The 26,074-nt window shown below is 49.0% G+C and carries 26 protein-coding genes, 1 tRNA gene and 1 pseudogene; 10 read left to right on the top strand and 18 right to left on the bottom strand.

What is annotated here, in order from left to right:
* Positions 1-283: 283 nt before the first annotated feature.
* Positions 284-532, top strand: coding sequence for a hypothetical protein (locus ACTNB1_RS05075; protein WP_441168176.1), 249 nt, complete (start codon positions 284-286; stop codon positions 530-532).
* A 60-nt stretch (positions 533-592) separates the two neighbouring features.
* On the opposite strand, the gene ACTNB1_RS05070 is transcribed toward ACTNB1_RS05075, so the two are convergent.
* Complete coding sequence (locus tag ACTNB1_RS05070; RefSeq protein WP_441168175.1) at positions 593-1,438, bottom strand: pyridoxamine kinase; 846 nt, start codon at positions 1,436-1,438, stop codon at positions 593-595.
* 312 nt (positions 1,439-1,750) lie between these two features.
* Between ACTNB1_RS05070 and ACTNB1_RS05065 the strand changes: the two genes are divergently transcribed.
* A tRNA-Leu gene (locus ACTNB1_RS05065) sits at positions 1,751-1,835 on the top strand.
* Between the two features lie 105 nt (positions 1,836-1,940).
* Here ACTNB1_RS05065 and ACTNB1_RS05060 read toward each other — a convergent pair.
* The 17 genes and pseudogenes from ACTNB1_RS05060 to ACTNB1_RS04980 all read right to left on the bottom strand — a co-directional run bounded on the left by ACTNB1_RS05060 (position 1,941) and on the right by ACTNB1_RS04980 (position 19,373).
* A complete protein-coding gene (locus tag ACTNB1_RS05060) occupies positions 1,941-3,221 on the bottom strand; it encodes a recombinase family protein (protein WP_441168174.1) in 1,281 nt (426 codons plus the stop codon).
* A gap of 5 nt (positions 3,222-3,226) precedes the next feature.
* The gene (locus tag ACTNB1_RS05055) at positions 3,227-4,888 is read right to left on the bottom strand and encodes a recombinase family protein (protein WP_441168173.1); all 1,662 of its coding nucleotides are present in this window, start codon (positions 4,886-4,888) and stop codon (positions 3,227-3,229) included.
* A gap of 230 nt (positions 4,889-5,118) precedes the next feature.
* A pseudogene (locus tag ACTNB1_RS05050) lies at positions 5,119-5,580 on the bottom strand (SNF2-related protein); the annotation flags it as partial.
* Complete coding sequence (locus tag ACTNB1_RS05045; protein ID WP_441168172.1) at positions 5,561-5,842, bottom strand: VRR-NUC domain-containing protein; 282 nt, start codon at positions 5,840-5,842, stop codon at positions 5,561-5,563. The pseudogene ACTNB1_RS05050 and the gene ACTNB1_RS05045, both read right to left, overlap by 20 nt.
* Before the next feature lie 554 nt (positions 5,843-6,396).
* Positions 6,397-7,428 carry a hypothetical protein gene (locus ACTNB1_RS05040; RefSeq protein WP_441168171.1) on the bottom strand — a complete coding sequence of 344 codons (1,032 nt, stop codon included), beginning with the start codon at positions 7,426-7,428 and terminating at the stop codon, positions 6,397-6,399.
* A gap of 88 nt (positions 7,429-7,516) precedes the next feature.
* Positions 7,517-9,400, bottom strand: a complete 1,884-nt coding sequence (locus ACTNB1_RS05035) for a hypothetical protein (RefSeq protein ID WP_441168170.1) — start codon at positions 9,398-9,400, stop codon at positions 7,517-7,519.
* A gap of 14 nt (positions 9,401-9,414) precedes the next feature.
* Positions 9,415-10,551, bottom strand: a complete 1,137-nt coding sequence (locus tag ACTNB1_RS05030; RefSeq protein WP_441168169.1) for a hypothetical protein — start codon at positions 10,549-10,551, stop codon at positions 9,415-9,417.
* Positions 10,544-11,791: an LlaJI family restriction endonuclease gene (locus ACTNB1_RS05025; protein ID WP_441168168.1), complete on the bottom strand. Its 1,248-nt coding sequence runs from the start codon at positions 11,789-11,791 to the stop codon at positions 10,544-10,546. Before ACTNB1_RS05025 ends, ACTNB1_RS05030 begins: the two co-directional genes overlap by 8 nt.
* Before the next feature lie 11 nt (positions 11,792-11,802).
* Positions 11,803-13,407, bottom strand: a complete 1,605-nt coding sequence (locus tag ACTNB1_RS05020; protein WP_441168167.1) for a hypothetical protein — start codon at positions 13,405-13,407, stop codon at positions 11,803-11,805.
* Positions 13,394-14,449: a DNA cytosine methyltransferase gene (locus tag ACTNB1_RS05015; protein ID WP_441168166.1), complete on the bottom strand. Its 1,056-nt coding sequence runs from the start codon at positions 14,447-14,449 to the stop codon at positions 13,394-13,396. The genes ACTNB1_RS05020 and ACTNB1_RS05015 overlap by 14 nt, the downstream gene beginning before the upstream one ends.
* Positions 14,434-15,639 (bottom strand): DNA cytosine methyltransferase, encoded by a 1,206-nt coding sequence (locus tag ACTNB1_RS05010; protein WP_441168165.1) that lies wholly within the window; start codon positions 15,637-15,639, stop codon positions 14,434-14,436. Before ACTNB1_RS05010 ends, ACTNB1_RS05015 begins: the two co-directional genes overlap by 16 nt.
* A gap of 17 nt (positions 15,640-15,656) precedes the next feature.
* Entirely contained in the window at positions 15,657-15,926 is a 270-nt protein-coding gene (locus ACTNB1_RS05005) for a winged helix-turn-helix domain-containing protein (RefSeq protein ID WP_441168164.1), read from the bottom strand.
* 19 nt (positions 15,927-15,945) lie between these two features.
* Positions 15,946-16,140, bottom strand: coding sequence for a helix-turn-helix domain-containing protein (locus ACTNB1_RS05000; protein ID WP_441168163.1), 195 nt, complete (start codon positions 16,138-16,140; stop codon positions 15,946-15,948).
* Positions 16,141-16,273: 133 nt separating this feature from the next.
* Positions 16,274-16,468, bottom strand: coding sequence for a SymE family type I addiction module toxin (locus ACTNB1_RS04995; RefSeq protein ID WP_441168162.1), 195 nt, complete (start codon positions 16,466-16,468; stop codon positions 16,274-16,276).
* Between the two features lie 281 nt (positions 16,469-16,749).
* Complete coding sequence (locus tag ACTNB1_RS04990; protein WP_441168161.1) at positions 16,750-18,246, bottom strand: recombinase family protein; 1,497 nt, start codon at positions 18,244-18,246, stop codon at positions 16,750-16,752.
* A gap of 45 nt (positions 18,247-18,291) precedes the next feature.
* Complete coding sequence (locus tag ACTNB1_RS04985) at positions 18,292-18,984, bottom strand: HNH endonuclease (RefSeq protein ID WP_441168160.1); 693 nt, start codon at positions 18,982-18,984, stop codon at positions 18,292-18,294.
* The gene (locus ACTNB1_RS04980) at positions 18,981-19,373 is read right to left on the bottom strand and encodes a helix-turn-helix domain-containing protein (protein WP_256151356.1); all 393 of its coding nucleotides are present in this window, start codon (positions 19,371-19,373) and stop codon (positions 18,981-18,983) included. The genes ACTNB1_RS04985 and ACTNB1_RS04980 overlap by 4 nt, the downstream gene beginning before the upstream one ends.
* 570 nt (positions 19,374-19,943) lie before the next feature.
* On the opposite strand from ACTNB1_RS04980, the gene ACTNB1_RS04975 reads away from it, so the two are divergent.
* From ACTNB1_RS04975 to ACTNB1_RS04940, 8 genes are all read left to right on the top strand, one after another.
* The gene (locus ACTNB1_RS04975; protein WP_441168159.1) at positions 19,944-20,300 is read left to right on the top strand and encodes a hypothetical protein; all 357 of its coding nucleotides are present in this window, start codon (positions 19,944-19,946) and stop codon (positions 20,298-20,300) included.
* Entirely contained in the window at positions 20,293-21,453 is a 1,161-nt protein-coding gene (locus tag ACTNB1_RS04970; RefSeq protein ID WP_441168158.1) for a DUF2800 domain-containing protein, read from the top strand. Before ACTNB1_RS04975 ends, ACTNB1_RS04970 begins: the two co-directional genes overlap by 8 nt.
* Before the next feature lie 12 nt (positions 21,454-21,465).
* Entirely contained in the window at positions 21,466-21,999 is a 534-nt protein-coding gene (locus ACTNB1_RS04965) for a 3D domain-containing protein (RefSeq protein ID WP_441168157.1), read from the top strand.
* A 4-nt stretch (positions 22,000-22,003) separates the two neighbouring features.
* Entirely contained in the window at positions 22,004-22,567 is a 564-nt protein-coding gene (locus ACTNB1_RS04960; RefSeq protein ID WP_441168156.1) for a DUF2815 family protein, read from the top strand.
* Positions 22,568-22,633: 66 nt separating this feature from the next.
* The gene (locus ACTNB1_RS04955; RefSeq protein ID WP_441168155.1) at positions 22,634-24,580 is read left to right on the top strand and encodes a DNA polymerase; all 1,947 of its coding nucleotides are present in this window, start codon (positions 22,634-22,636) and stop codon (positions 24,578-24,580) included.
* A 5-nt stretch (positions 24,581-24,585) separates the two neighbouring features.
* Positions 24,586-24,921 (top strand): hypothetical protein, encoded by a 336-nt coding sequence (locus tag ACTNB1_RS04950; protein ID WP_256151350.1) that lies wholly within the window; start codon positions 24,586-24,588, stop codon positions 24,919-24,921.
* Positions 24,914-25,678, top strand: coding sequence for an FAD-dependent thymidylate synthase (locus ACTNB1_RS04945; protein ID WP_441168154.1), 765 nt, complete (start codon positions 24,914-24,916; stop codon positions 25,676-25,678). Before ACTNB1_RS04950 ends, ACTNB1_RS04945 begins: the two co-directional genes overlap by 8 nt.
* Entirely contained in the window at positions 25,668-26,072 is a 405-nt protein-coding gene (locus ACTNB1_RS04940; protein ID WP_441168153.1) for a dUTP diphosphatase, read from the top strand. Before ACTNB1_RS04945 ends, ACTNB1_RS04940 begins: the two co-directional genes overlap by 11 nt.
* The last annotated feature ends 2 nt before the right edge of the window (positions 26,073-26,074 follow it).

Here is a 26,074-nt window from a genome sequence, read left to right as displayed (position 1 = left end):
TATGCCATTTATTTTACCACTTTTCCGGCATATGTCAATAATGATTTATCTTTACAAAAACCCAGCTAACAGTTCGCTTAGGTAGCGCATTCAAAAGATATATTCTAAATTTTCGTCGCAGCTTCTCATATTATTATTTTATACAGTCCTTATAGTTTTACTTTTATTTGTTTTGTATCTAAGTGCACTCTTAGCTTTTATCGATTTCATTCAGTCTGCCCATTGTATCTGAAAAGCATCTGTACTATACTCTCACCTGGTCAAATACAAGGAGGTACCACTTATGGTTTTTGATCTGAAGATTGATTCTATTTCCGAGCTGGCCGATCTTCAGCAGCTTGCTGTCCATGCGGATAAGCCGGTGTATATTGCCAATGCGGAAGACACGGTCCGGGTAGACGCCCGGTCTTTTCTGGGTCTGTTTGCCCTGGATTACTCCAAGCCCATGAAAGTGATCACTGACTCACTGTATGTGGTGCGCATGCTGGAAATCCAGCGCCGTGCCCAGGAAGCCGCCATGTCCCGCGCCTGATAGGCAGAAAACAAAACAGCATCCCCCACAGCTTCTGCCGTGGGGGATGCTGTTTTCTATTTACGGTGTCATTAATTCACACAGCAGCGGTTCAAACTGTACGCCCTCCAAAATAGGTGTTCCCTGCGCCAGCGTATGCGCAACACAATGCTGCACAAATTCTGCGCCCCGCCGAGCCGCACGTTCCAGGCTTTCACCCCGCAGCAGGGTACCCAGTACCACACTGGCAAACAGGTCTCCGGTCCCCGGGAACTGGGCAGGTTCCTGCCGGGCCATGGCAAAGCCGGTCTGTCCGGTGGTCCGGTCAAAGAATCCGGCGCCGATCTGCCCCGGCTCCAGGCTTACCCCGGTCAACACAACGGAGCGCTTTCCGTCCATGCTCAGCCGCTCCAGACTATGTTGGATCCCCTGCTTGTCCCTCGGAAGATCCTCGTATGCCTCGCCCAGCAGCAGAGCTGCCTCGGTGAGGTTGGGGGTGATTACATCCGCTTGTGCCGCCAACTGTCCCATCCGCCTGCACATATCAGGGGTATAGGTACGGTAGGGCTTGCCGTGGTCCCCCATTACCGGGTCCACCAACACCAGGGTATCTTTCGTGCGGAACTGCCGGTAAAAGTCTTCAATCAACTCAAACTGCCCCACAGAACCCAAAAATCCGCTGTATACCGCGTCAAAGGTCACACCCAACTCGGCCCAATGTCCGGCGGTTCCAGCCATCTGCCCTGTCATATCCAAAAAGGTAGCTCGTTCGCTGGGCGGAAATGCAGTATGGGCAGACAGATAAGCGGTGGGCAGGGGACAGCATTGTCCGCCCATAGCGGCCAATACCGGCAGAATAACCGTCATAGAGCATCGTCCGATACCCGAAATATCCTGAATGGCCGCGATCCTCGGCGCGTGCGCCATATCGACTCCTCCTTCTGGTGACGTCAATAGCAGCTTCTATTATACCTGTATTGCTGTGGAAGCGCAATTGACAATTTACCCATCCAATGCTAAACTAAACACATCTGCGAGCATGACGGAATTGGCAGACGCGCGAGATTTAGGCGCGGTCTCCTCAGTGAAGTTCTATCGCTTCATTTCCGGTGCCCGCGATCTTTAAAACTAAATATGCGCCTGTGATGGAATTGGTAGACATGCGAGATTTAGGTGCTGTCACCTCAGTGAAGATTTTTGCGTAAAAATAGCGGCGGAGTGTTCCTGCTGCTCATATATGCGGGTATGATGAAATTGGTAAACATGCTGGATTTAGGTTCCAGTGCCGCAAGGCTTGTGGGTTCGAGTCCCACTACCCGTACCATAACTTTAGAGCAAGGTTTCATGTCAGAAATCCTTGCTCTAAAGTTTTTTTGAAACAAAATCAGAAAGAACAGAATTGTTCACAGTACAGATAGGTGACATCACCTTAGTTGCTGGGTCTTCCACTCCTTATTTGCTCTATCATGAGTGAATCCAGCTCATATTCTAGATCTGCAACTTTTTTCTTCAATATAGAAATGTGGGCGTCGAGGAACGGTTTCCTCAACGTCCACATTTTTTGCAGTTTCACAAGTTTCTTCTGCTCTTTAACATGGCTGTCCCGAACCGCCCTGAGGTACTCCCACACCATGGCGTCCAGCGTTTCTTCGTGGATACGGTGGGAGCTACAATAGCTTTTCCCACTTCGGTGGTAGCCCTTGCAGACATACTCCACACGCCGCTTGCCGTTCCAGTACCGGATCATGGGAACAAATACATTTCCGCACTCCTGGCACCGGAGCAATCCGGCATAGCGGTGCTTAGAGCGGTTTCCGTTGGCTGGCCGGGCCTGCTCTTTCAGCCGTTGCTGAGCCAGTTTCCATACATCCGGTTCCACGATAACCGGGAAGAAGTTTTCGTGGCGATACCATTCCGCCTGTTCCAATCGTTTTGCCTTGCCATCCTGGGTTTCTGACCGATGGTTAATAAGAACCCCAGTATAGCTCTCTTCTGTCAGCACATTTTTTATACTGGTATATGTCCAGAGATAGCGATTATCTCTGGTTTTATACGCAGCCCGCACTTCTCGTCCGCACTGTTCCGCCCTGAGCTGCGCTGGGGTCTTTCGTCCCAAATCATTGAGCCTGCGGGCAATCTCTTTCTGCCCAAAGCCCTGTAAGTACAGAGAATAGATCATCCGAACGGTTTCTGCTGCCTCTGGGTGGAGCTTGACCGTGTTGGTGTTGCGATCTTTCCAGTAGCCAAAGGGAGGGGTGATCACGATGCCCTCCCGCTGCTTTTGCCGGTAACCGGACCGGATCTTTTTCCCGATATCTTTGGCGTAGTAGTCGTTCATCAGGCCACGGACGCCGATGACCAAATCATCCTCATCTGAGGCGGTGTCCAGCCCTTCTGTGACAGAGATCACCCGAACACCGCGTTCCCGCAGGTAATCGATAAACAGAGCCGTCTGCGTCCTGTGTCGCCCCAGGCGGGAGAGATCTTTGACGAGGACAGCGTCCAGCCTGCCGGCATCTACAACCGCCGTGAGCTCATCCAGCCCACGGCGGCTGAAGTTCATACCGCTGGCATTATCATCAGAAGACTGTCCCATGATCCGATACCCCTGCCGCTCTGCAAAGGTTCGGCAGATGTCCTGCTGATTCAGCAGGGAATTCATTTCGCAATCGTCATCATTGGATAATCTGGAATAAATCCACACCCTCATATTACTCACTCATTTTCATGTAAATTGTTTGGAATGATATCATCCAGGAGTTCAAATCCGTAGCTGTGAGGAACCCAGCATTCTGTTTGCTCCCCATTTTCATAGATGTCCAGATGGTCCCGAAAGGGAGCTTTTAGACAGATATCCAGAGATAGCTTTCCGTCTTCTTCGTGGACATAGATTTTGTCCACCAGCAGGCGCAGATGGGCTTCACTTAGGTGTCCCTCTTTCAAAATATCATTCATCATACTGATGTCCCGCTTCAGCTTAGCTTGCCGGCCACGCAAAGTTTCCTCAATATTTTGCCGTTCTTCGATCTGCTTTCGGGCCGCTACGATCTCAGCTTCCCGCTTCTGGATCATCCGGTCATAACGCTCGGTGTTGGCTTTATCCCGAATCCGTTCCATCAAGATGGCCTCCATTTCTTCCTCCAGCATGGCGATTCGCTCCTGCTGCTTTTTGATTTGAGCGGTAGCGGCACTGGCCTTTGGCTGCCATTGGTTAATCAGTTGCTCCATAGCCTGGAAGTTTTTCTCATACATTGCCTTGGTCTGCATCAGTTCCTTGGTGATGAGCTCATCCAGGATACGCTCATCCACCGCGTGGGAGGAGCAGTATTCCTTCCCATATCTGTGATAGGTGTCACAGGAATACTCCACCCGCTCTCCACTTTTTAGGTGGATTCGTTTTCCCACAAAGGAGCGACCGCAGTCCTCACAGCGCAGTAGGCCTCCATATCGCAGGATACTCTGATTGGCTCCGGCCCGGACATTTCGTTTTTTCCTTTCCGCCAGCAGTACCTGAGTGTGCTCCCAAATTTCTCTGGATATAATGGGTGGGAAGAAGTTCTCGTGCCTAAACTGCTCCTCGGGTTCCGTGAAGCGGAAGGTCTTGTTGATCTTGTTGCGCTCACTTTTGTGGCAGATCAACGTACCGATGTAACTCTCGTCTTGCAGAATGCGGCCCACCATCCTCCCATCCCAGAGATACTTTTTTAAGATAATGTCCTGTGTATTGGGAGTGTGCTTATTCAGAAGTCCCAACTGCGTCAGCGCCGGGGTTTTCCGCTTTTGCTCATTGAGCATTTTGGCGATCGCCTTTAGGCCATGACCGCCGATGTAGGCTGTGAAAATCATCCGGACCGTTTCAGCGGCTTCTTCCACAATGACAACCTGCTTGGTGTTCTTATCCTTGAAGTATCCAAAGGGCGGAATCATGACAAAGCCTTCTTTTTGCTTCTGACGATATCCTGTGCGGACTCGTCGGCTGCCGTCCCGAGCATAGAAGTCATTGACCAGCCCCTTGAATCCAATGATAAGATCATCCGCCTCATTAAAGGTGTCGATATTTTCCGTTGCGGAGAGCACTCGAACATTGTGTTCCCGGAGATAGTCGATGAACAGAGCGGTCTGGGTACGGTGCCGTCCCAGCCGGGAGAGGTCTTTTACCACAATGGCCTCGATCCGTCCGGCTTCTACTACTTCATAGATTTTATCGATTCCAGCACGATTGAAGTGCATCCCGCTGACATTGTCATCGAAGGATTCGCCCACGACTTCGTGTCCATTGGTAACGGCGTAGTGGTAGATGATATTCCGCTGATTGCTGAGAGAATTAAGTTCCTTGTCCTCATCTCTGGAGAGACGATAGTAGAGCCAGACCTTCACTCACGGCACCTCCTCTCTGGTAGAGTTGATTTTGCAAACAGAACATATCACAGACATCTGTGAATAGCCATGAAAAGAGCTCAGTTATGATTTGATTCTACCAAACCAACAACCCGCTGCTCTTCTGCTTGTGCGAAAGGGTTATCTACGGCAAGGTAATCATGAATCAGCATTTTCAGAAATGCGTCAAATTGTGTGTCGCTCCCCACATAGGAGTACATGACACTGAATACGATTCTTTTGATGAACGGTCTTACTTTCAGAAGCGCCTTGAAGCGTTTTGCTCCGTAGGACTTGAAGGATGAAAGCTCATCGATGACCACCATATCGAAGTCAAACGGAAGTCCGCTTTTGTTTATGAGCCAGTCCACATTCTCTCTGTTGATGATGGTGACCGTGGCATCTTTTCGGATCGCTGCTTTTCTTTCTGCCTCCGTTCCTACGGCAACGGCATAGTCGAGATTTTTAAGGTGATCCCATTTGGCAATCTCGGAAGGCCATGTATCTCTTGCCACACGAAGCGGTGCGATGACGAGGACTTTGCAGATAGCGTCTTCTGCTTTCAGCTTTGTGATCGCCGTCAGCGTAATGACGCTCTTACCAAGACCCATCTCAAGGAAAACAGCCGCTATGGGATGGTTTATGATGAAGTCAGTCGCGTAGGACTGATATTTATGAGGATCGTATTTCATCGAGTATTCCTCCTATCTGTTCTTCGGCATCCAGGCAGTAAGCTAAAAAGCCGAGCTGCTCAAGCTGCCTTTTTCTGCGTACTTGCAGGGGACGGGGTTTCAACCCGGTAGTTTTAATTTCAACGAAGCCGATGTGACCTCCCGGTAATAACACGATGCGGTCAGGCACTCCGTCAAAACCGGGTGAAGTAAATTTGAGGGAGAGACCGCCCATGCTTTTTACCTTGGCTGTCAGCTTTCGTTCCAGTATCTTTTCATTCATGGTTTGCACTCCATCTTTTTAATTGCCCTGGACAAGAAGGTGGACAACCTCGAAAATTTCTCTATACGCGCGTACATACATAAGTGTAGGTAGTCCTGTTAGTCTTGTTAGTCTTTTTGAGTCGCATAAAAAATCCTCCGAATCGGTTGATCCGAAACGGAGGACTTCAAGGCACGGCTGCAAAATGGGTGCAGAAAACTAACCACAGTCCGGCGGAGAACTTCTCCGTCTCGGTCTGCGGCATCCCGCTCACAAGGAAGCCGTGTTATTAACTTGTCCGCCGAGAGCCGTTGAGCAACAGGGAGCGGCCCTGTTCAGCTATCAGCGAGGCGATATAAGCCTTGCGGCCTGTATCTACTTAACTTATACACCAAGATTTTTTTGAAAAACGGACACGTCATGTCCACTCACCCTTGGTGCGAAATAGGCTCTTTTTTGCTACAAAACGTGTAACAAAATAAAAAAGAAGCCAGAACCATGTGGTCTATCACACGATTCTGGCTTCATGATATCTTTTATTAAGTTGTCTCATTAAGAACGGAAAATCGGAAAAACTATAATTTCGGAGGCTCAACGTCACGAACGATTGCCTGGTAGATTTTCCGAATGTATCGGATGCGTTTGTTTGTCCATTCCCGCGGTGCGTATATCTTTCTCAAGTCATAATGCTGCCTAATAAAATCGGCCCACTGTGCTTTCGTAGAGTACCGAGCGAAGAACTCCGAAAGTGTCCATTTGCGAACGATTTCATTTTTTATGTAGTACTCGGCAGTAAAATATTGATAAAGCTTATCCTCAATTTCTGCCCATTCTTCTTCGCTTGCAGAATACACACTTTGTACTAAGTCCATTCTGTGCAGTACAAAGCGGCTTTCTGTATGAAGCTTCGTTGTAAAGTCCGGCGGGATGACCATATTCAATTCCGCACACAGAGTACCGATTCTCTCAACCGGAACCTCGTCTATCCCCAGGTTTTCTGCTTGCACCGCGCAAGCATAGAACAATTCTATTTGGTATTTCCACTCTAATGTAAACAAAGCTACGGCCGCGAAAAGCACGTCATCATCGGAACCGTCAAGCTTGGCTACAAGGCTTTCTAGCAACTCATCATACTTGCTGTAGTATTCCTTAAACGTTGCATTTGATATTTTCTTTACATCACAGATTCGCTTGTTAATGATTGCCTTAAGAAGAGGTTGCTCCGCCATTGTGTTGAGTTCGAAATACTGCATCTCGCTCAACTGATGCCCAGACAACTTTCCTTTCATAGAGGAAACATCCTTTGAGAGCAGTTCAGGGACCTCGATGCCGGTGTTCTCTTTGATTCGCTTGTATTGGAGGTCTCTATAGTACTGCGCATATGCTTTCATACGGCTATCGCGCATACGGAGGTCATCAGCATCTGATCCTCGACTGGCTCTTACCGATTTCTTTGGTACAACGATGTCATACGAATCCTTTAAGATTGTAAAAAGAAGATGGTCTCGAAAGCCTTCAAGGTCAAATGGGGATAAAGCATAAGCTTCCGGCACAGAGAAAATGTTATGTATTCGATTGTCAATCATCTCTACCATAGAGTTACTCATGTCTTCACCTCCTACAGATGCAAATAGCAGACCATATCGATCTGCTATTTGACCAGACACGCTATGTCCGTTTTTTGTAAAAATATTTTTAAATTTCTACACCAAATTGAGCGAGATACTCTCTGACCGCCCAAACCGGCTCTGGGTATTTCATATGAAGAGCCTCGCCAATCCACTGATGGTTCATATCAAATGGGTTCAGCTTGCAGCCGAAGACATCTAACAGTTTCTCGCTTATTATTGGCGGGAGATTAAGTGCGAAGCAGATAAGTACTGCCGTGTCCAGGGAAGGGGTATGCGTACCCTTTACAATACGGCTTATCGTCTTGGGATCACGGTCGATATCATAAGCAAGTTCGGTATAGTTTTTGCCTCGCCACTTGAGAAGCAGCTCCATGCATTGTGACGGAACATCCGTCATCTGCTTTCTGATCTCCGTTGCCTCTTCAGCCATTTTCTTGCGCATCGCAACTTGCCGTTCCTGCGGTGCGTTTTGAAAGCCGTTGTGGTAGGTAAGTTCAAAGGTTACATCACTTGACTCACGGTTAAGGAAGCAGGCGGTATGATAATCGGAAGAAACCTTGCTTGTGATATGCAGATCAAAAACAAGACAGCACTCGTCCATATGGGAGCGGGCATATCCGGTCAAATCCAGCTTGCCGTTCTCATCACGCTCCACATATAGTGGGGCATTGTAGACGAAGTGATTATCAACGAAGAGATAATCTCCGCTTTCAGTCAGTTTGCGGAGATTTTGATTTTTGAAACGCTCGATGGCCGCATCCTGCGCAGAAATCGAAAATGTTTGATTTATCTGGATGGAGCCTTTTCGGAAAGCATGAGGCTTTACATAGTGCCCATCAAGGAAGGTGTATGTGCCGATGGCTTCATCATAGCCAACTTCAACAAGTCGAATCTTCGCTGCCTGCTTTGAAACACCGAAGTCCGTCTGAAGAGCGGTGATAACTTGCTCCATGACGTCAGCGGTATGCACCGTGTTCGCCTGGTGCATAAATGTAGCGATATATTCGGCTGCCTTGGCTTTGAAAGGACCGGCAGGCATTTGGATTCGAGGAGTAAGCTGATTAGCCTGGCGCTCCATTAACTCTGTAGCCTGTTTCGCTACAGAAGCGGCGGCACCGCCGACAACCTCGCAGCTGATACTTGCAGCATCGGCATTATACAGTTTTTCCAGTTCAAACACCTTGCGATGCTTTACCCAATGGACGCACTCATGGATGATGGTGTTGTTTACGGAGCCGAGGTTGCGAAGGAGGAACATCTGCGGATCGACAAGGATTGTCTTGCCACTTATGTGCATCACCTTCGTTTCTTCAGCTTTAGCATCATACAACTCCGCATCCGTATCGACAAAATAAAGCTGCCCGAACACAGAAGCATCCTCACGGATGCGTTGAAGCTGAACCGTCAGTCCGAGTCTTTCAGCAAGCTTCTCCGGTTCTACGGTTACCGGTGCCGCTCCGCGCCGAGGCATTGCCAAAGCTTCTGGATAATATTCCTTTAAGAATTTTGTGGCTTCTTCCTCTAAACGCTCATGCGGCATATACGGAACAAGAGCATCAGACAAAGAGTTGAGCGGGGCTCCGGTCGGATTGTACGGCTCGATAGTGCTTATCTGCCAATCATCCAATCCGCAGGAAAGATCCCCTTCGCACGAAATACGAATCCAAGGGAAACACTCGTCTCCCTCATCATTCTTGTAGTTGGAGTCCTTGACCTCAACATCAAGTTCCAAACCCACATCAAAGGCTACTCGCATTCCCGGAAGATCCCGTACATAGACGCGCTTGATATCGGCATCCAAGAGTTCCACGCTTTCGATGGAGCGCACCTTTTTTAGTCGCAGTTCAAGCAGACGGTAGTTTTCCGCAGCGTACTTTGCGGCTGCGTCATAAAGACCGTCATAGCATTTGCCTTTGACATATTCAGCGAATGAACGCCCGGTAGCCACGGAAAACACCTCCTTTAATAATCCAGCGAGTCAATATAGTCTGTTAGTTTTTCTTCAAATTCGTAAGTGTTACCTTTAGTCTGAAGATACCAAAAATTGCTCTGCCCAATGCCGAAGTCATTTGATTGACCGCGAGGAATCTCAAATGAGCGGTCTGTGTCTGGAATCAGATGGGCATCTGAATACTGGCACTTTGTCATATAAATAAGATTACCGTCCACCACACGGTTTCTGTAGACGGTAGCATTATCATACCAACCAACAACAACATTTTTCTTAAGGGTTGGGCTGAATGCTGTTAAAACAACTCTTACGCCATCAACGGAAGGCTGACCTTTGCTCATAGGGTTGATATTCTCAATCGTGATGGCGTTGGCATATTCGTTTTCGCCTGTATGCCCAGAGCGGTACTTCGTTTCGATAAAACCGTAACAGTTGCCGTCTTCATAGCAATGGAAGTTGTTTTTCTCGAAAGCATCGTTGTTCTCTGCCACAAAGCTGCCACCATTGACAGGAGAATCGTCCGCAGTGATGCCATCGTAGTACTTCATATATGTAACTCGGCAAACTACAAGAGGAGTACGGATTCTTACCTTATCATCAATGAGTTCGTATTCTCTGGTTTTGTCCGGGTGCATTTCATTCACCTTAAACACTCCGGTAAAACGGTAGCCTTCTTTTTCGTGTATGAAGACATAACGAATCTTGTTATCTGGAACATAATCTGCATCCGCAGCTTTCGGCTTCTCAAACCAGAACTTTCCGTCAGCGGTGTAGGTGTTATCCCATGATGCATTTCCAAACTGAGGGAACCAAGCATTATGCTGCTCATCAACGGGGAAATAGGCACCGCCAGAACTTACCGACTTATTGAACACCTTGGACATGGCATCACGAATAGTGGAGAAGTGTCTGTTATCAGAGATATAGAGCATTTTTGCCTTTGCCTCTGGCTTCGGCTCATATTTTCCGTTTGCACGATTAAGCCGCAAGTTGCTGTTGTAGCTTTTGAGGGTGGATGCAATAACACTCTTTGATACCAAAGATGCCGGCATCTTATAACGCTTCGCATAAGCAGATGCGATTTCGTCAATGGAAGCTGATCCGCCAAGCGAGGAGATGATTTCCAGAAGTTCCTTTATATCATTCACGGACAACACCTCCCACGTTATTTTCGATCAAATCAATAATGCCACTGATATTATCCTCGTTCTTCTTCAGCCAGTTCGTAATAAGGAACTTAGTATCGACAAGGATAGCAACAATTCTCCGGCTGCTTTCGCCTTCGGAATCTATCCACTTCGCTTTTGCAATGCCAACAAACTCCATGTTTTCATCGAACTTGTCTTTATGGGCATTCTGATTCTTTGAATATGGAAGAACAAAGGCGCTGAAGACATCGTCATAGAGACCTTCCTTGACCTTCTTCACATACTCGCCGTATGTTATTTGCTTCTGAATGCTCGTGGTCTCCGGCATATCACTCGGCTTGAAAGTTGTGCCGTAGCGGTAATACTTCGCATCAAGGATATAGACCTTGTTGTCTTTGATAAGTACGGTATCTGGACGGAGGTTCGTAGAGTCGACAGGACCTTTTTCCAATACCAAGTCCCAGGTCGCATTCGGATAGAAGTCTCTAATGTCTTCGACCCTGGAGAACATCGCATCAACCATTCTTTCATAAACATAGTCATACGAGTCCACACCGTAAATCATCTCACGGGTGCTGATGATGTCATCGTCAAGACCGACTATGACATTCTTCATGTTCTGAAGCCTGACTTTCTTTTGATCATCAAAGGTGTGGGCAAGTTCGGTGTTAAGGGCAGCGAGGTATAACTTCTTGTTGAATTTTTTATAGTAGTCGACACCATTGGGGTCGAAGGAAATGCTGTAGAGCCAACCGATAGAATCAACCGCCTTCTGCACACAGAAGAAGTAGATTTCCGTCAGAAGATTGTCCTTTTGACTTTTCTTCTCGGAAATGATGTCTGTGTAGATGACATTGCCATCAGAAATTACCGGATTTGAACGCATTGTCCGCTTCCAGTCAATTTTGCCTCTGGCACCCCTCTGATAAACCTTTTCACGGTTCTCGTATCTTCCGTAAGAAAGATAGTCGTTTATGATCCACAAGTATGCTCCGAGAGGGAACACATAGTCGTTATTATGTTGTGTGTTGTAAGAAGATAAATCGCTTGTTCTTGTCTTTGCAAGGGAAACCGTCCGCAGTATTGCCAAAATGTCTCTGCGTAAGCCGTCATCATCTTCTGACAGTTGATAGGTTTCCGGGTAGTGGAACTCAATCTGATTATCGGAGATTTTTATGCCGATGAACTGATTGTCCATTTTCCCGGTCGCAGCTATCTTTTTAAGGTTTTGTATTTTCACAAGTCATCACCTCAAAAAGTAATATTTTGGAACACCGACAGCGGAGTATCTCCTTCCTTCGGATTGATAAAAGCCTCGATTAAATCTTCGAGCGTCTTGTAAGTTTCCGTGTCAAACCATTCTTCACGGCCAATCTTGCAGACATCGTTCCATACATACTCAAGAACCTTATACGCAAAGTTCTGGGCAATTTCGGATACATCGCCCGGAATGTCCGCCGGATCTACGAGGCAGTCTTTGGTAACAAAGTATTTACCAAGGCGCTTATCTTCGTTTGTCTGATTCTGAAGTTTATAATCAAGAATCTTATCGTTAAGCTTTGTAAGGAAGTCCGCCCAGGTTACCTCTGTTCCGGGTAGATACCAAGTCTTATAAGCGTGGCCAGTATCCTTGTTGATATCGTTGCTGATCTGCTCGAATGACCATCTGCGTTTGAAAGCAGTGTCCAGAGTGAAAACATTCTGATCGCTGGAGTTCATTGTTGCATAGATGGTGAGATTGCTCGGAATGAAAACGCCGTTCTGGAGTTCTGCCTTGATAGCCTCATCGGAAATAGACTCGATGAGGTATTTCTGCATATTCGGATTGCTAACAGGATACTCGCTTGCACAATAGTTCGGCTTTCCACTGTCCTTAACTCTGTCGAGCAACTGGAACATATCTCCGAAGATAGCCGCAGCATTGCCTCTGTTGATTTCTTCCACGATAAGAAAGACCATATCGTTGGTATCATAAGCCGTCTGAAGGGCAAGAGTGAACGGACCGGGATTGAAGATGTATTTTACGATTTCTTTTTCTGCACCGGTTGCTTCATCCGTTCTTGTTTCTACTGTCGGCAAGATTTGTCCAATAAAGTCGCAGTTCGCATATTCCGGATGGAAAGTGACACGGATGATGTTATTCTTTGCAACATGAGCCTCATCCAGCATATCACTGACATGGCGGCTCTTACCGCAACCCGGAGCGCCATAGAAGATTTTGTTTGCGCCGAACTTGGCTCTTTCTGTTGTGGTTGTCACTTCGGTTTCTTCGTCTGCGACAGCGGTAGTAGTATTGTACTGAAGTCCCTTATAGTTTTCTAAATAGTGATAAATGAAACTCGGTCTGAATACCACAAGGTTTTTTCCGGTAGTTTTATCTACATAGAAGCCGTTGTTCTTTGCGGGCAAAATGTCAGTTCGCATATTGACACGAAGGCTTGGATTCATTGGATAGTTCTTATCCATCTCAATAGGCCATGCAACAACGACAGCGTTGTCTAACTCCGTCTTATCTTCAAACACATAGAATCCAAGTATAATACTGTTTTCTGGATACTGTCTGGGATCATTGTCAGTACCCAGTTGAATCTTCTTTTCTTCTCTATTTCTCTCTGGATCCTCTTTTCGGACATTGCCGTGAAAGATGTGCAGTTCTTTTACTGCTCCAATATTCTCGTTCTCAAGTTTGATGTGAAAATGCGCAGGCGATATTTCGCTTAACAAAGTATATTTCCACCCATTAACTGAAAACATCTTCTCAAGCATTATTTTTCTTTCAGTCGGAGTAAGAGTTTCCGGTGTGCCAACGACTAAACCACCTTGCGCATTTACTTCGTATCGTTCATCTCTTTCCATTGAAGTATTCCTCCTTTATCGCTTTTGCAATCATAAAAGCCATTTGTGGTGGAACGGCATTACCGACTTGCCGCCACTGGTCTTTGAAATCCCCAAGCAGTTCATACTCATCAGGGAAGGTTTGTATTCGTTTTAGCTCCTCTACACGAAGAAATCTGTTGCGCCAATGGAATGGACCTTGATTGGTAGAAAAACTCGCCTGTATTGTCCATGAAGGCCGATCTGGCGTTAATTTTAGCAAGAATGTCCAATACCTTGACTTCCATTTGAATTTTGGATTTGGATACCCTCGTTTTTCCGTAAAATACAGATAATTATCTCCCGCAGGGATTTCACACAACAAATCGTAGTCCTTTGCCCCAGGTCTCTGTTCTTTCTCTTCTTCAGTAATATTGTCGAATTCGCTAATCACTTCGCCACAAGTTACCCAAGGCAACAAATCTGTTTTCTTGGATGGGTCAGCATGAGTCTCACTCGGAAATACGAACTTCGGCAAATCTTGTTTAACGCCAACACAGATGAAACGTTTTCGTGTTTGAGGAACACCATAGTTGGCGCAGTTTACAACTTTGTAAGTAATGTTATATCCGAGTTCAGCGGCGTTCTTTTTGAGGAACTCAAACTCATATTGGTGAGTTTTAAATGTAAATCCATCAACATTCTCAAAGAAAAAAACTGTGGGACTCAATTCTTTAAGTGCGCGAAAATACTCGGGAACCGCGAACCCCGCGTGTTCGTCTTCAAAGCCATCTGCTTTTCCTATAAGGTAGTGCCTCGTTTGGCTATATGGCGGACAAGGCGGGCCTCCGATTAGAACATCAATGCTGCCAATGCGTTTTTTTATTTCCGAAAAATTGATATCTCGAATATCTCCGCAGAAGACCTCGTCTGCAACAGAATTTTTAGTTAGCGTTTCACAAGCTACATCCCAGATATCCGTTGCAAATACGGTGTGAAATCCGGCTTTATCAAACCCTAAATCAAGACCTCCAGCACCGGAGAATAAACTTAATACTGTAGGTTTTTTTATATCCATCGGCATAATTCTTCAACTACTTTCTTCCCAAGCAAGGGCGGTACGGCATTACCAATTTGTTTATGCGCAGAATAGGTACTACCATAGAATATATAATCATCAGGGAATGTCTGAATGGCTGCAAGCTCACGTACATTTAGTCGTCTGCTCTTCCAATGGAAGGGACCTTCCCAATGCCCAGGACTTGCAATAATGGTCCATGATGGTTCAAAAGGATGTAATTTAAGCAGAGACAGCCAGTACCTCTTTCCTGCAACAAATACTGGATCGGGATACCCGTCTCGTGCTGTCAAGGCAATATAATTTCGCCCAAATGGGATACAAGTCAACTCATGCGCCCATTTCCCCTCGGCATCGAGTTTCTCTCCAGCACAGTATTCCTGCGTGTCGAACTTTGCAATATAATCCACTACCCGCTCGTAAGGAAGTAAAGAGGGATCTGCCAAACACTCTTTTTCATTTCCGTGCGTTTTTTTCAATGTTGCCTCAATAGGCTTTCTGCTGGCTAAAAAGAAAACACGTTTTCTCTTTTGAGGGATTCCATATTCGGCAGCATTAATCTTTAGCATAGAATAATGGTATCCAAGCCGTTCCATATTTTCCGCGATTGTTTCAACAGCCTCGTGATTGGAAGGATGAAGAATGCTTTCGACATTTTCCAGTACAAAGCCATCCGGTCTTAAATCAGATATTATTTTAAAATAAGGAACTATTAAATTGCGTGGATCTTCACTTGAATTTCTCTTTTCATTTGTAACCCAATACCCCGCTTTTGAAAAAGGCTGACAGGGTGGGCCGCCAACAAGTATTAACTTATCCGGATTTTCTTTTTTTAATAATTCCGCATAGTGAGTGCCATCGATGCGTGTTATATCTCCGCATTCATGCAGAGTATCCTTAAAGAAGGAATTCTGCTGCATTGTTTTTACACTATCTTCAAAAATGTCGAGACTGGATAATACCGGAATCCCCGCAAGCTGTGTTCCGATATCAAGGCCGCCCGCACCAGAAAACATACTAATTGCCTTTATGCCATTGCTACGATCAACTTTGATATCTTTACAGGTATATCCTTTATGCTCGTATGGAATGACAATATTCCCATCTTTATCTTGATCAAATGCGGCAAGCATCTCTTCGCGTTGATGCGGAGTTACATTTTCAAAATAGGTCTTTTCAATCTTATATAGCGACATAGTGCCTCCTCAAAGAGTTACTCGGAAACAAGTCTCCATGTTCCTCTTTTCACATTTTCAATTTTTCCTTTCGCTTTTAGGTTTGTGCGGCACCAACGAAGGCGATAGTCTAATTTTGTTCCAAGTCCGCTCTCGTCTTCTAACTCAACAACTTCTTTTGGTAACTGTAAAGTCTCAATAAGAGTTGTGTTGATTGCCGGAACATCCGCAACACCACCAAGCTTTTTTAAAGCATCAAGTATGGCGTCTTCGAGAATAGCATTTGTCGGGAAATAAGCTTTTTTCATGTAAATATCCTCCTAAAAATTAATCATCAGCACTGTTGCCGCTATGAACCCAGGCATCGAGTTCCGAATACTTGAATTTCCACTGTTTTCCCACTTTGTGAGCAGGTATGTCTTTACCCTTTCTAATCCAATCCCTTACGGTTCCTGGCTTTACGCCAAGATATTCTGCAGCATCCTCAATGCTTATCCATTTATCATTGATTGCATCAGACATTTATTTACCTCCAATTGCATCGAAATTAGCCTATAAGTAGTCACTATAATTATATCACAGAGAATAGAAAAACGCAATGTGTTTATTGTTGTTTATTGCGTTTTTCTGCCGTTTGTTTATGTTTGATTGTGCGTTAATAATCCTGATATATACTCCTCGCTTTTTCTATTACCATCCTGCCGTTCTCACACTTGACCTCAATCTGTGTGCCTGGGACGAAGCCTATCTCTTCGAGCCATTTACCTTGCAAGCGAATCTGGGCAACAGGCTTATAGTTCTGATCGTTTCCGGCATAGACCTTCATGCTGCGTTTTTCTTTGAATCTCATAATTCCTCCTTTTGCGAAATGGTAATAATTTACATTTCATTTTACCACGAAGGAGGGCAACTTCCAACGGGTTTACTTTATGGGTACAAAGCAAACCCATACCCCACAAAGTAAACCCTACCATATCGGATGTACGAAAAAACGCCCAGGAAACGAAAAAATCCCGCTGCGGAAACGCTCCTACAGCGGGATAAAGCAAACCCTATGTCTTGAAAAGCCTTGATTTTCAAGCGTTTTTACAAAGAAAAAAGGTAGTAGACTTTCTATCAAAATCTACTACCTTATTTGGTGGAGCTGATGAGTCCCTCGTCGAACTCGCCGCACTCGATGTTTGAGAGGTCCGCGGACTTGAGTTTTCCGTCTTCACTACTGATATTGAAGTAGATAAGAAGCTGGTCGTCATATAGGTAGACCTCTGAAACAAAGTCAGAGATGATTCTCCGACGGTAGTCCTGCTCAGGCTCACCCGGGTACGGCTCAAGGTGTTTCATCAGCGCAAAGAGAATCTGGTCCTCGGTAAACGCAAGACGCTTACCCTTGAGGAAGCTAAGCTCGCCCAGAATGACCGCTTGCTCGTTCTCGAGTTCTTGCAAGCGAGCAGGCAAGGTCTGCGTCGCCGCGCCTGACTCGATAGCCCGCAGCACGTTCGCAATGGACTTCTTATTGTCTGCCAGCTTCTTCTCGTAAAAGGCAATCTCCGAGGCGGTATCATTTTGGCGCTCTTGCGCCGCATGTACCTTCCTCGCGAGCCCCTCGAGAACTTCCTCTTGAAGGATATAGCGGACAGTGAAGTCGACTACGGCGCGCTCGAGGCGGTCGCGCGAGACCTGCTTCTTATCGCAAGTCTTATTCTTGCCGCGAGTGTTCCCGCAATAATAGTAGTACCACTTGTTCCCGCTCTTGCCCGTGCCGCTGACTCCCTGCATTGGTCCTTTGCAATGACCGCAGAAGAGCCTACCGGCTAAGAGGTATTCGGCCTTTGGCGACTTCGGAGCCTTGCGAGCGCGCCGGCGTTCCATTTCGGCTTGAGCGAGGTTAAAGGTGTCCTTCGAGATAATCGCAGGTATGCCGCCTTCGACGACTATATCGTGATACCGGTATTCGCCAATGTACTTTCGGTTTTTAATAATTCGGTTGATACTGTTCTTGTTGAAGGGCTTGCCCTGCGCGGTACGCAGCCCACGGCTGTTCAGGCGCTCACAGATGGCCGCATTTGATTCGCCCTTGATATACTGCTCAAAAATCGTTTGAACGGTCTGGGCTGATTCTGGGTCTATCTGGAAATGCTTCTGCTCGTCGACCCGATAGCCGAGCGGTCTCCCGCTTCCGGTGCTCTGGCACTTCAAAGCGCTCTCGTGCATTCCCCGCTTGATTTTCTGAGCGAGCTCTGCCGAGTAGTATTCCGCGAGACCTTCCATAAGGCTCTCAAGGATAATGCCCTCGGGCCCGTCCGGTATCGCCTCGGCTGCATAAAAGATTTGGATTCCGTTCCTCTTGAGCTCCCGCTTATAAACGGCGCTGTCATATTTGTTCCGGGCAAAGCGGTCTGTCTTATAGACGACCACCGCCTCGAACTTCTTGCGCTTGGCGTCGGCGATGAGCCTTTGGAACTCCGGTCGCTCGTCTGTGCGGCCTGAGATATGACGGTCGCAGTATGTGTCGACAACGGTAAGCCCTCGCTGCTTACAAAAGTCGGTGCAGACTCTAAGCTGTCCTTCGATACTCTGGTCGGTCTGTCTCGGGCCGGCAGAATACCGAGCATAAATTACTGTATTCATGTGACCCTCCTAAAAATTTCGTCGTTATGGTACTCCAGAAGCTCTCTACGCGGCGGAAATCGGGGGGGGGGGGGGTAAAACCATTCCGTCAAGAGAAGCCAGCCAGCGGGCTGTAAAAGCGTCCTGAGGGCTATCCAAAATTATCGGAGAAACATAGATTTTCATGGAAGGAGTGATAGTTATAAGGCCTCGGTCGAAGGCTTTATCATAAAAAGTATTGAGGCAAATCCCGTTGTCGGGGCTGACCCGGTCCGCCTCGCTTCGGCATTGCGAGTACGGTTTTATATGACTTGCAACGAGCATTTGCGGCAGCGCGCAGCCGGATATAAAACACCGGTCGTCGTAAGCCGCAAGCACCGCCTGCTTGAAGAAGTGTCGTTCCCGCGATACTCTTCCGTGATTCGTCAGAGACGAAAGCGGCTTTGCTCCCTGCAAAGGCGAAGAGTCAAAGATAGCGAGACCGGTCAAGGTCTCTGCCTCAAGACTCAGAGAGCCCCAGTCGTGCTTGAACTCCTCGTAAATCATTCGGTCCGCCTTCGCTACGTTCTTAAGCCCTGAGGAAACCTTCGGGTCTATGTACCGGAAGTTCCTCATGCGCATTACGATAGAAGCGACTGAGTGAGGAATAATCTCGGCGACCTGCTGAATGACTTTATTGCTGGGATTGATTTTCCCGAGAGGAGTAACACAGTAAAGAGCATAGGCGATAATTATATCCGCTCTGCTCCACGCGTTCATTGATTCTGCTCCTCGTCTAAGCGGATAGCTGTCATAAGCAGCTCCATACGCCGCTTGACATCGAGCCCGGAGAAAATACGCAGAAGCTCCGCTTCCTCTTTGGAGCGCTGCTGCTCTAAGTGAATCTCACCGGAGTTCTGGCCTATAACGCCGTTATTGGTCCCCACCGTTCCGACGTTTACGCTATTATCGGTCCACCCCATCAGGTAGTCGACCGACGTTCCGAGAGCGTTCGAGAGCTTCTGCATTTTATCGGTACGAAGTGTTTTGATGTAGCCCGTTTCCCACTTGCGGACCGTGCTCGCACCGACGCCGACCTTATCGCCGAGCTCCTGCAGAGTGTACCCTTTCTCTGTTCTGAGATAATGTATTCTATCGCCTAAAGTCATTAAGACCGCCTCCCTTGAAAAAGATTACTCTTATTATAACACGCATTTGTCTTAAAGTGAATACTTTTGCTTAAAATTCACAAATATTTTCCAAAAGGCTATTTACAAATCCAAAAGGACACGGTATAATAAATTTGTCCTTTGGGACAACCGGTAGTGCCTACGCGGAAAAATCTCAAGGAAAGGAGACAGTATATCGTATGGTTGAAACTCGAATGTTGAGGGCCCACATGACCCTGAAAGGCGTTACTACGAAAGACCTTGCGGACGCGCAGGGCTGGAGTATGAGCACAGCCTACCGTAAGATTACGGGCAAAGTTGCCTTCACGGTACCTGAAGTGCAGCTCTGTAAGGAGCTCCTTGATTTGGACGCTCCTACGACGAACGCAATTTTTTTTGCGGCTGATTTGTCCTAAAAGACAAAAATGCGGCCGACGCTCGCCGAAACCGCTCTTGCAAGAGAGAATCTTATGCTTGACCGACTAAGCGCTGCGGTCAACGCGTTTTACGAAAATCCACAAAATATGCAAGCCTATTTGGCTTGGAAGAAAAACAAGGAGGCAAAACAAAATGAAAATCACCGTAACAATGGAACTGACTCAGGAAAACCTGAGCAAGCTGAGAGCCCTGCTCCCTGATACCGAGATTCCCGGTCAGGTAAGTATGTTCGATTCCACTTCGGAAAAGCCTGTCGAGGCTCCTAAGACCGAGGCCCCTGCTCCTGTGACCGAGGCTCCTAAGACCGAGGACAAGCCTATCACGAAGACCGACATCCGCGCTGTCGCCCTGAAGCTCTCCAAAGCCGGCAAGCAGAAAGAGCTCGCTGACATCTTTGCGAAGTTCGGTTGTAAGAAGCTCTCCGACTTCGACAGCCGCACGGAAGACTATCCGGCGCTTATGAAAGAGCTGGTGAGTGTCAATGGCTAAGCACGCACTACTTTCCGCAAGTGGCGCTCACCGCTGGCTCGAGTGTACCCCGAGCGCGCTACTTGAGCTTCAATTTCCGCAGAGCACGAGCGAGTATGCCGAAGAAGGCACCGCAGCCCATGAGCTTTGCGAGCTGACCGCCCGCTACTTCCTCGGCGAAGTCTCCGAGATGGACTTTGAGAATCGCCGTGACGAATTGGCAAAAGGCCATTACTACAACGCTGAAATGCAGGAATGCGCAAATGACTACGCAAGATTTGTTACTGAAAAGACCAAAGCTGCGCAGGAGTCTTGCGAGGACGCATTTACCGAGCTTGAGGTGAGAGTCGACTTCTCGAAGTACGTCAAGGACGGCTTCGGCACCGGTGACTGTATCATCGTCGCTGACAAGGTCCTCGAAATCGTGGACTTCAAGTACGGCAAAGGCGTCCGTGTTGAGGCGACCGGCAATCCGCAAATGAGACTCTACGCTCTCGGCGCGCTCCTCAAGTACAACACACTTTTCGACATCGACTCCGTTCGTATGACAATTTTCCAGCCTCGGCTCTCCGGCGTTCAGAGTTCCGACGAAATCACCGTCAAGGAGCTGCTCGAATGGGCTGAGAAGTATGTCAAGCCCCGCGCTAAGCTGGCCTATAAGGGCGAAGGCGAGTTCGCCCCGTCCGAAGAGGTCTGCAAGTTCTGCCGGGCGAAAGCTCAGTGCAAAGCGAGAGCCGACAAGAATCTCAAGCTCTTCGACGAGGCCCCGGACGCTATGCTCCTGACTCCTGAAGAGGCCGGCGCGATTCTTGAAAAGGCCGCGGATATTCAGGCGTGGCTTACGGACCTTGAAGGTCTCGTGTCTTCTACGCTGCTCAGCGGTCAGCCTGTTACCGGCTGGAAGATGGTCGAGGGCCGCAGCAACCGCAAGTTCGCAGACGAACTGAAAGTCGTCGAGGCTATGAAGTCCGCCGGCTACGACGAGAGTCTGCTCTACGAGCGCAAACTGATTACCCTGACTCAGATGGAGAAGGACTTCGGTAAGAAGGCCGTAGCTGAAACGCTCGGCGAGCTTATCGTTAAGCCTCAGGGCAAGCCCACTCTGGCTCCTGCGAAGGACAAACGTCCTGAGTTTAAGCCTGAGGAACAGCTTCTCGCTGAGTTTGATAAGTAAGGAGGTCTCGTTATGACGGAAGCGGCAAGACGCAGAACGCGGGCGAGAATCCGCCTTATCAAAATCCAGTGGCTCCTCATTCTGGCGCTCATTGTCGCCTTGATTATCTCGTTCGTTACGAGACCGAGCGCTTCCGTTCCTGATGAGCCTGAGTCTTCGCCAGTTCGGGTAGAAGCTCCTGAGCCGATTACCGAAACCGCCGCGCCGGAGCCTGCGCTTATCGAGCTCGGCGAGTTCAAGACTACCGCCTATTGCACTTGCGTTAAGTGCTGCGGTATCTGGAGCGCGGAACACCCTTCTCGGGTCGGTACCGATTACGTGCAGCGAACAAAAAGCGGCACGATTCCGACCGCGGACCGCACGGTCTCGGTCGACCCCGATGTGATACCTCTCGGAACGGTCCTCATTATCGACGGCCGCGAGTACATAGCCGAAGATACGGGAAGCGCCGTTAAGGGAAACGTTATCGACATCTATTTTGACTCACATGAGCTCGCCGTCGAGTACGGCGTTCAGATGAAAACTATTTATATTAAAGGAGATTGATACTATGTCTACTCAAATCACTACTGGTAAGGTCCGTTTTTCCTACTGCAACCTCTTCACCCCTCGCGCCGTTCAGGAAGGTGCTACGCCGAAGTACAGCGTTACCCTCCTGATTCCGAAGGGCGACAAGGCCACTATGCAGAAAATCAAGGCCGCTATGGACGAGGCTAAGCAGAAGTTCATGGCAAGCAACAGCGGCAAGAAGCTGCCTACCAACCTCAAGAGCACGCTGCACGACGGCGACGGCGAGCGCCCGAACGGCGGCGAGTTCGGCGAAGAGTGCAAGGGCTGCTACGTTATCACCGTCAGCTCCAACAACAAGCCCGTTCTGGTCCACGCGGACAAGACTCCGCTGACTGACCCTCAAGAGCTCTACTCTGGCTGCTACGGCCGCGCAATCATCAACTTCTACGTGTATGACACGCAGGGCAACAAGGGTATCTCTGCTGGCCTCAACGGTATCATGAAGCTCTACGACGGCGAGCCTCTGGGCGGCGGCGTTGTTACGGATTCCGATTGGGACGACGGCTGGGAAGACGAGGACGACAACGACGACCTCCTCGGTTAAGCGTATGCTCCGGCGCGTTCGTCTCGGATTTGCTGAGGCGAACGCCGCCCGGAGGAAGGAGGCAATATGAGAACATTAGCAATCGATATAGAGACCTACAGCTCGGTCTCTTTGCAAAAGTGCGGTGTCTACGCCTACGCCCAGAGTCCGGACTTTGAGATTCTTCTCTTCGGGTACGCTTGGGACGACGGTCCGGTCGAGGTTATCGACCTTGCCAGAGGCGAGAGCCTGCCTGAGGAGTTACAGAACGCTCTGTATGACCCCGAAATTCTGAAGACAGCATTCAATGCGTCTTTTGAACGGACTTGTCTGAGCGCGTTTATGGGCCGCGTGACGCCGCCCGAGCAATGGAGCTGCACCGCAGTTATGGCCCGAGAGCTGGGTCTGCCCGGTAGCTTGGAGGCTGTCGGCGAAGTTATTGGACTTCCTGAAGACAAGCAGAAGTCTAAGACCGGCCGAGCGCTTATTCGTTACTTCTCGATACCTTGCAAGCCCACGAAGACGAACGGCAACCGGACCCGCAACCTTCCTGAGCATGACCCTGACCGCTGGGCTATCTACGTTGAGTACAACCGTCAGGATGTCGTCTCGGAGCGGGCTATTCGGCAGAAGCTCTCTCGCTTCCCGGTGTACGAGAAGGAACAACCTCTTTGGATTCACGACCAGCATATCAACGACCGCGGCGTCGGCGTGGACCTTAACCTCGCGGAGCATGCGGTCGAGATTGACGCCATTATCAAGGCGAGACTTCTTGAGCAGGCTAAGGAACTCACGGGCCTCGAAAACCCGAAGAGCACCGCGCAGCTCAAGAGCTGGATTGAGGACACCGCGGGTATTGAGGTCGAGAGCCTCAACAAGAAGAGTATCGCCGGCGTAAGAGCCGACGCTGACTGCGACGCCGTGGACCGTATGCTCGACATTAGAGCAGGTCTTGCAAAGACCTCAACTGAAAAATACAACGCTATGCTCCGCACGGCTTGCCCGGACGGGCGCATTCGTGGCCTGACTCAGTTTTACGGTGCAGCGCGTACCGGTCGATGGGCCGGCCGCCTTGTACAAATGCAGAACTTACCGCAGAATAAAATGCCGGACCGTGACCTTGATACAGCAAGGCAGCTCGTTGAGGCCGGAGACCTTGAGACCCTTGAAATGCTCTTCGACGACATTTCCGGGACCCTCTCGCAGCTTATCCGCACGGCCTTTATCCCGAGACCCGGCTATCGCTTCATCGTGTCTGACTTCTCCGCGATTGAGGCCCGTGTTATCGCATGGCTTGCAAGCGAAGAGTGGCGCATGGAGGTTTTCAAGACCCACGGCAAAATCTATGAGGCTTCCGCCGAGCAGATGTTTCACCTTCCGAAGGGCTCCGTCAAGAAGGGCGACCCTATGCGACAGAAAGGAAAAATCGCTGAGCTCGCGCTCGGCTACGGCGGCAGCGTCGGCGCTCTGAAATCTATGGGCGCTCTCGAGATGGGGCTTGAGGAGTCTGAGTTGAAACCGCTCGTCAATAGCTGGCGCGCCGCAAATCCTGCCATCACTAAGTTGTGGTGGGACACGGACGCTGCCGCCCGCAGGACCATTCAGACAAAGGCACCTACTAAGCTGCCTTTCGGTATGGGCTTCTACAAACAAGGCCCTCTCCTTAAGCTGCGACTTCCGAATGGCCGCGAGCTGAGCTACGTAAAGCCCAGAATCGATGATGACAGTATCACCTATGAGGGTACAATTCAGTCTTCAGGCGGCTGGGGTCGTATTGAGTCCTATGGCCCGAAACTCGTGGAGAACATTGTTCAGGCTACAGCGCGAGACTGTCTTGCGGTCGCCATCGACCGCCTGGAGCGGGCCGGTTTTCCGGTTGTGTTCCATGTTCACGACGAAGTTATCTGCGAGGTGCCTATCGGCGTAAGCTCTGCCGAGGAAATCAGCAAAATTATGTCGGAGCCCATCGAGTGGGCGGCCGGCTTACCGCTCAAGGCTGACGCCTATGAGTGCGAATACTATAGAAAGGACTAATTGCTATGAAGATAGATGTATTTAACAAGGTCGTCAAAGAGCAGCTTCTTGTCTGCGAGCACCTGCTTACCGGCAAGGGCCACGAGTATGCGCCTGACGCCGTAGATGAGAGCAATATTGACCGCCTCGCTCATTTCAAGAAGGCCGCCGCAATTATCGACGGCACTCCGAAAGAGGCTCTGCTCGGTATGCTGACAAAGCACCTCGTCTCTATCTCGGATATGTGTACCGACGGTCGCAGCTACTCTCTGGACCGCTGGACCGAGAAAATCACGGACAGCATTAACTACCTGCTACTGCTCAAGGCTTTAGTCGAAGAGGAGGCGAACGGCAATGGATAAAATCAAAGTCGCGGTCCTCAATCCGACCGCAATCAGCGAGGCCGAGAAGATGATGGTATGCACCGCCCGCTTAACGCAGCGCGGGCACACGGTCAAAGACCTCTCTGACTTCCTTGCTCTCTACGATAAAGAGTACACCGAGAAAACGGCTAAGGTTATGGCCCAGCTTCCGCACCCTACGATTCAGAAGTTCGCGGTCATCAACGCTGTAATTGTCGGAGCGTCAAGGAGATTCCTAGCTCAGATTACGAGGCACCAGAACGAGGTCAAGTTCATGTCTGCGTCCTTGCAATACAGCGACTACTCGAACGAGGCTGACTTCGTTGTCCCGTATGAGCTGCTTGACAGTCAAATGCGTTTCTCCTACCTCTCTCAGTGTCAGGATGCTATGCGGAAATACAAGCTCCTCGTTGAGTACGGTGCGGACAATGACTCTGCTGGCTATCTGGCTCCGCAAGGCCTGAGAAACGTTCTGATTATCAGCGCGACGCCTTATCAGTGGAAGCACATGATAAGCCAGAGAACTTGTCGGCGCAATACCGCCGAGACCCGCTACGTTATGCTCCGCCTCTGGGAAGAGCTTTACGAGCTGGCTCCGGCTCTCTTCTCTCCTGAGACGACCGGCCCCTTCTGCATGAAGGGTAAGTGCCTTGAAGGCAAGATGGCATGCGGCGCTCCGCTGGCGTCTGGCCTTACGCCGCACGATATTCTCGAGCGGGATTTTCCGCTCTGTATGGAGGTGCGAGATGAAGATTAAACTGATTGACTTCAACGGCCCCGCTCCTGTACGAGCACATGACAACGACGCCGGCGCAGACGTGTTCAGCCCCAGAGACCAGACCATCTACCCCGGGCAAGTATATAAGCTGCCTCTCGGCTTCGGCCTGGAGCTGCCTGACGGCTATGTGGGGTACATATTTCCTCGCAGCAGCTTGAGCGCTCGCGGTATCGTATGCGAGCTTCCGCCCATCGACTCCGGCTATCGCGGAGAGGTTCACGCTATCGTCTCGAATGTCGGAGGTGATGGCTATGACATCAAAAAGGGCGACCGTATCGGCCAGCTCGTGATTATGCCGGTCGTAATTCCTGAGTTCACCTATGACGAGGGTGCTGCTCGAGGGTCTGGGGCCTTCGGCAGCAGCGGAAGATAGTC

The organism is Flavonifractor sp. HCP28S3_F3, assembly GCF_052065355.1.
Taxonomy (GTDB): Bacteria; Bacillota; Clostridia; order Oscillospirales; family Oscillospiraceae; genus Flavonifractor.
Note: the sequence above shows the minus strand (reverse complement) of the source record. Positions and strands in the feature narration are given on the sequence as shown.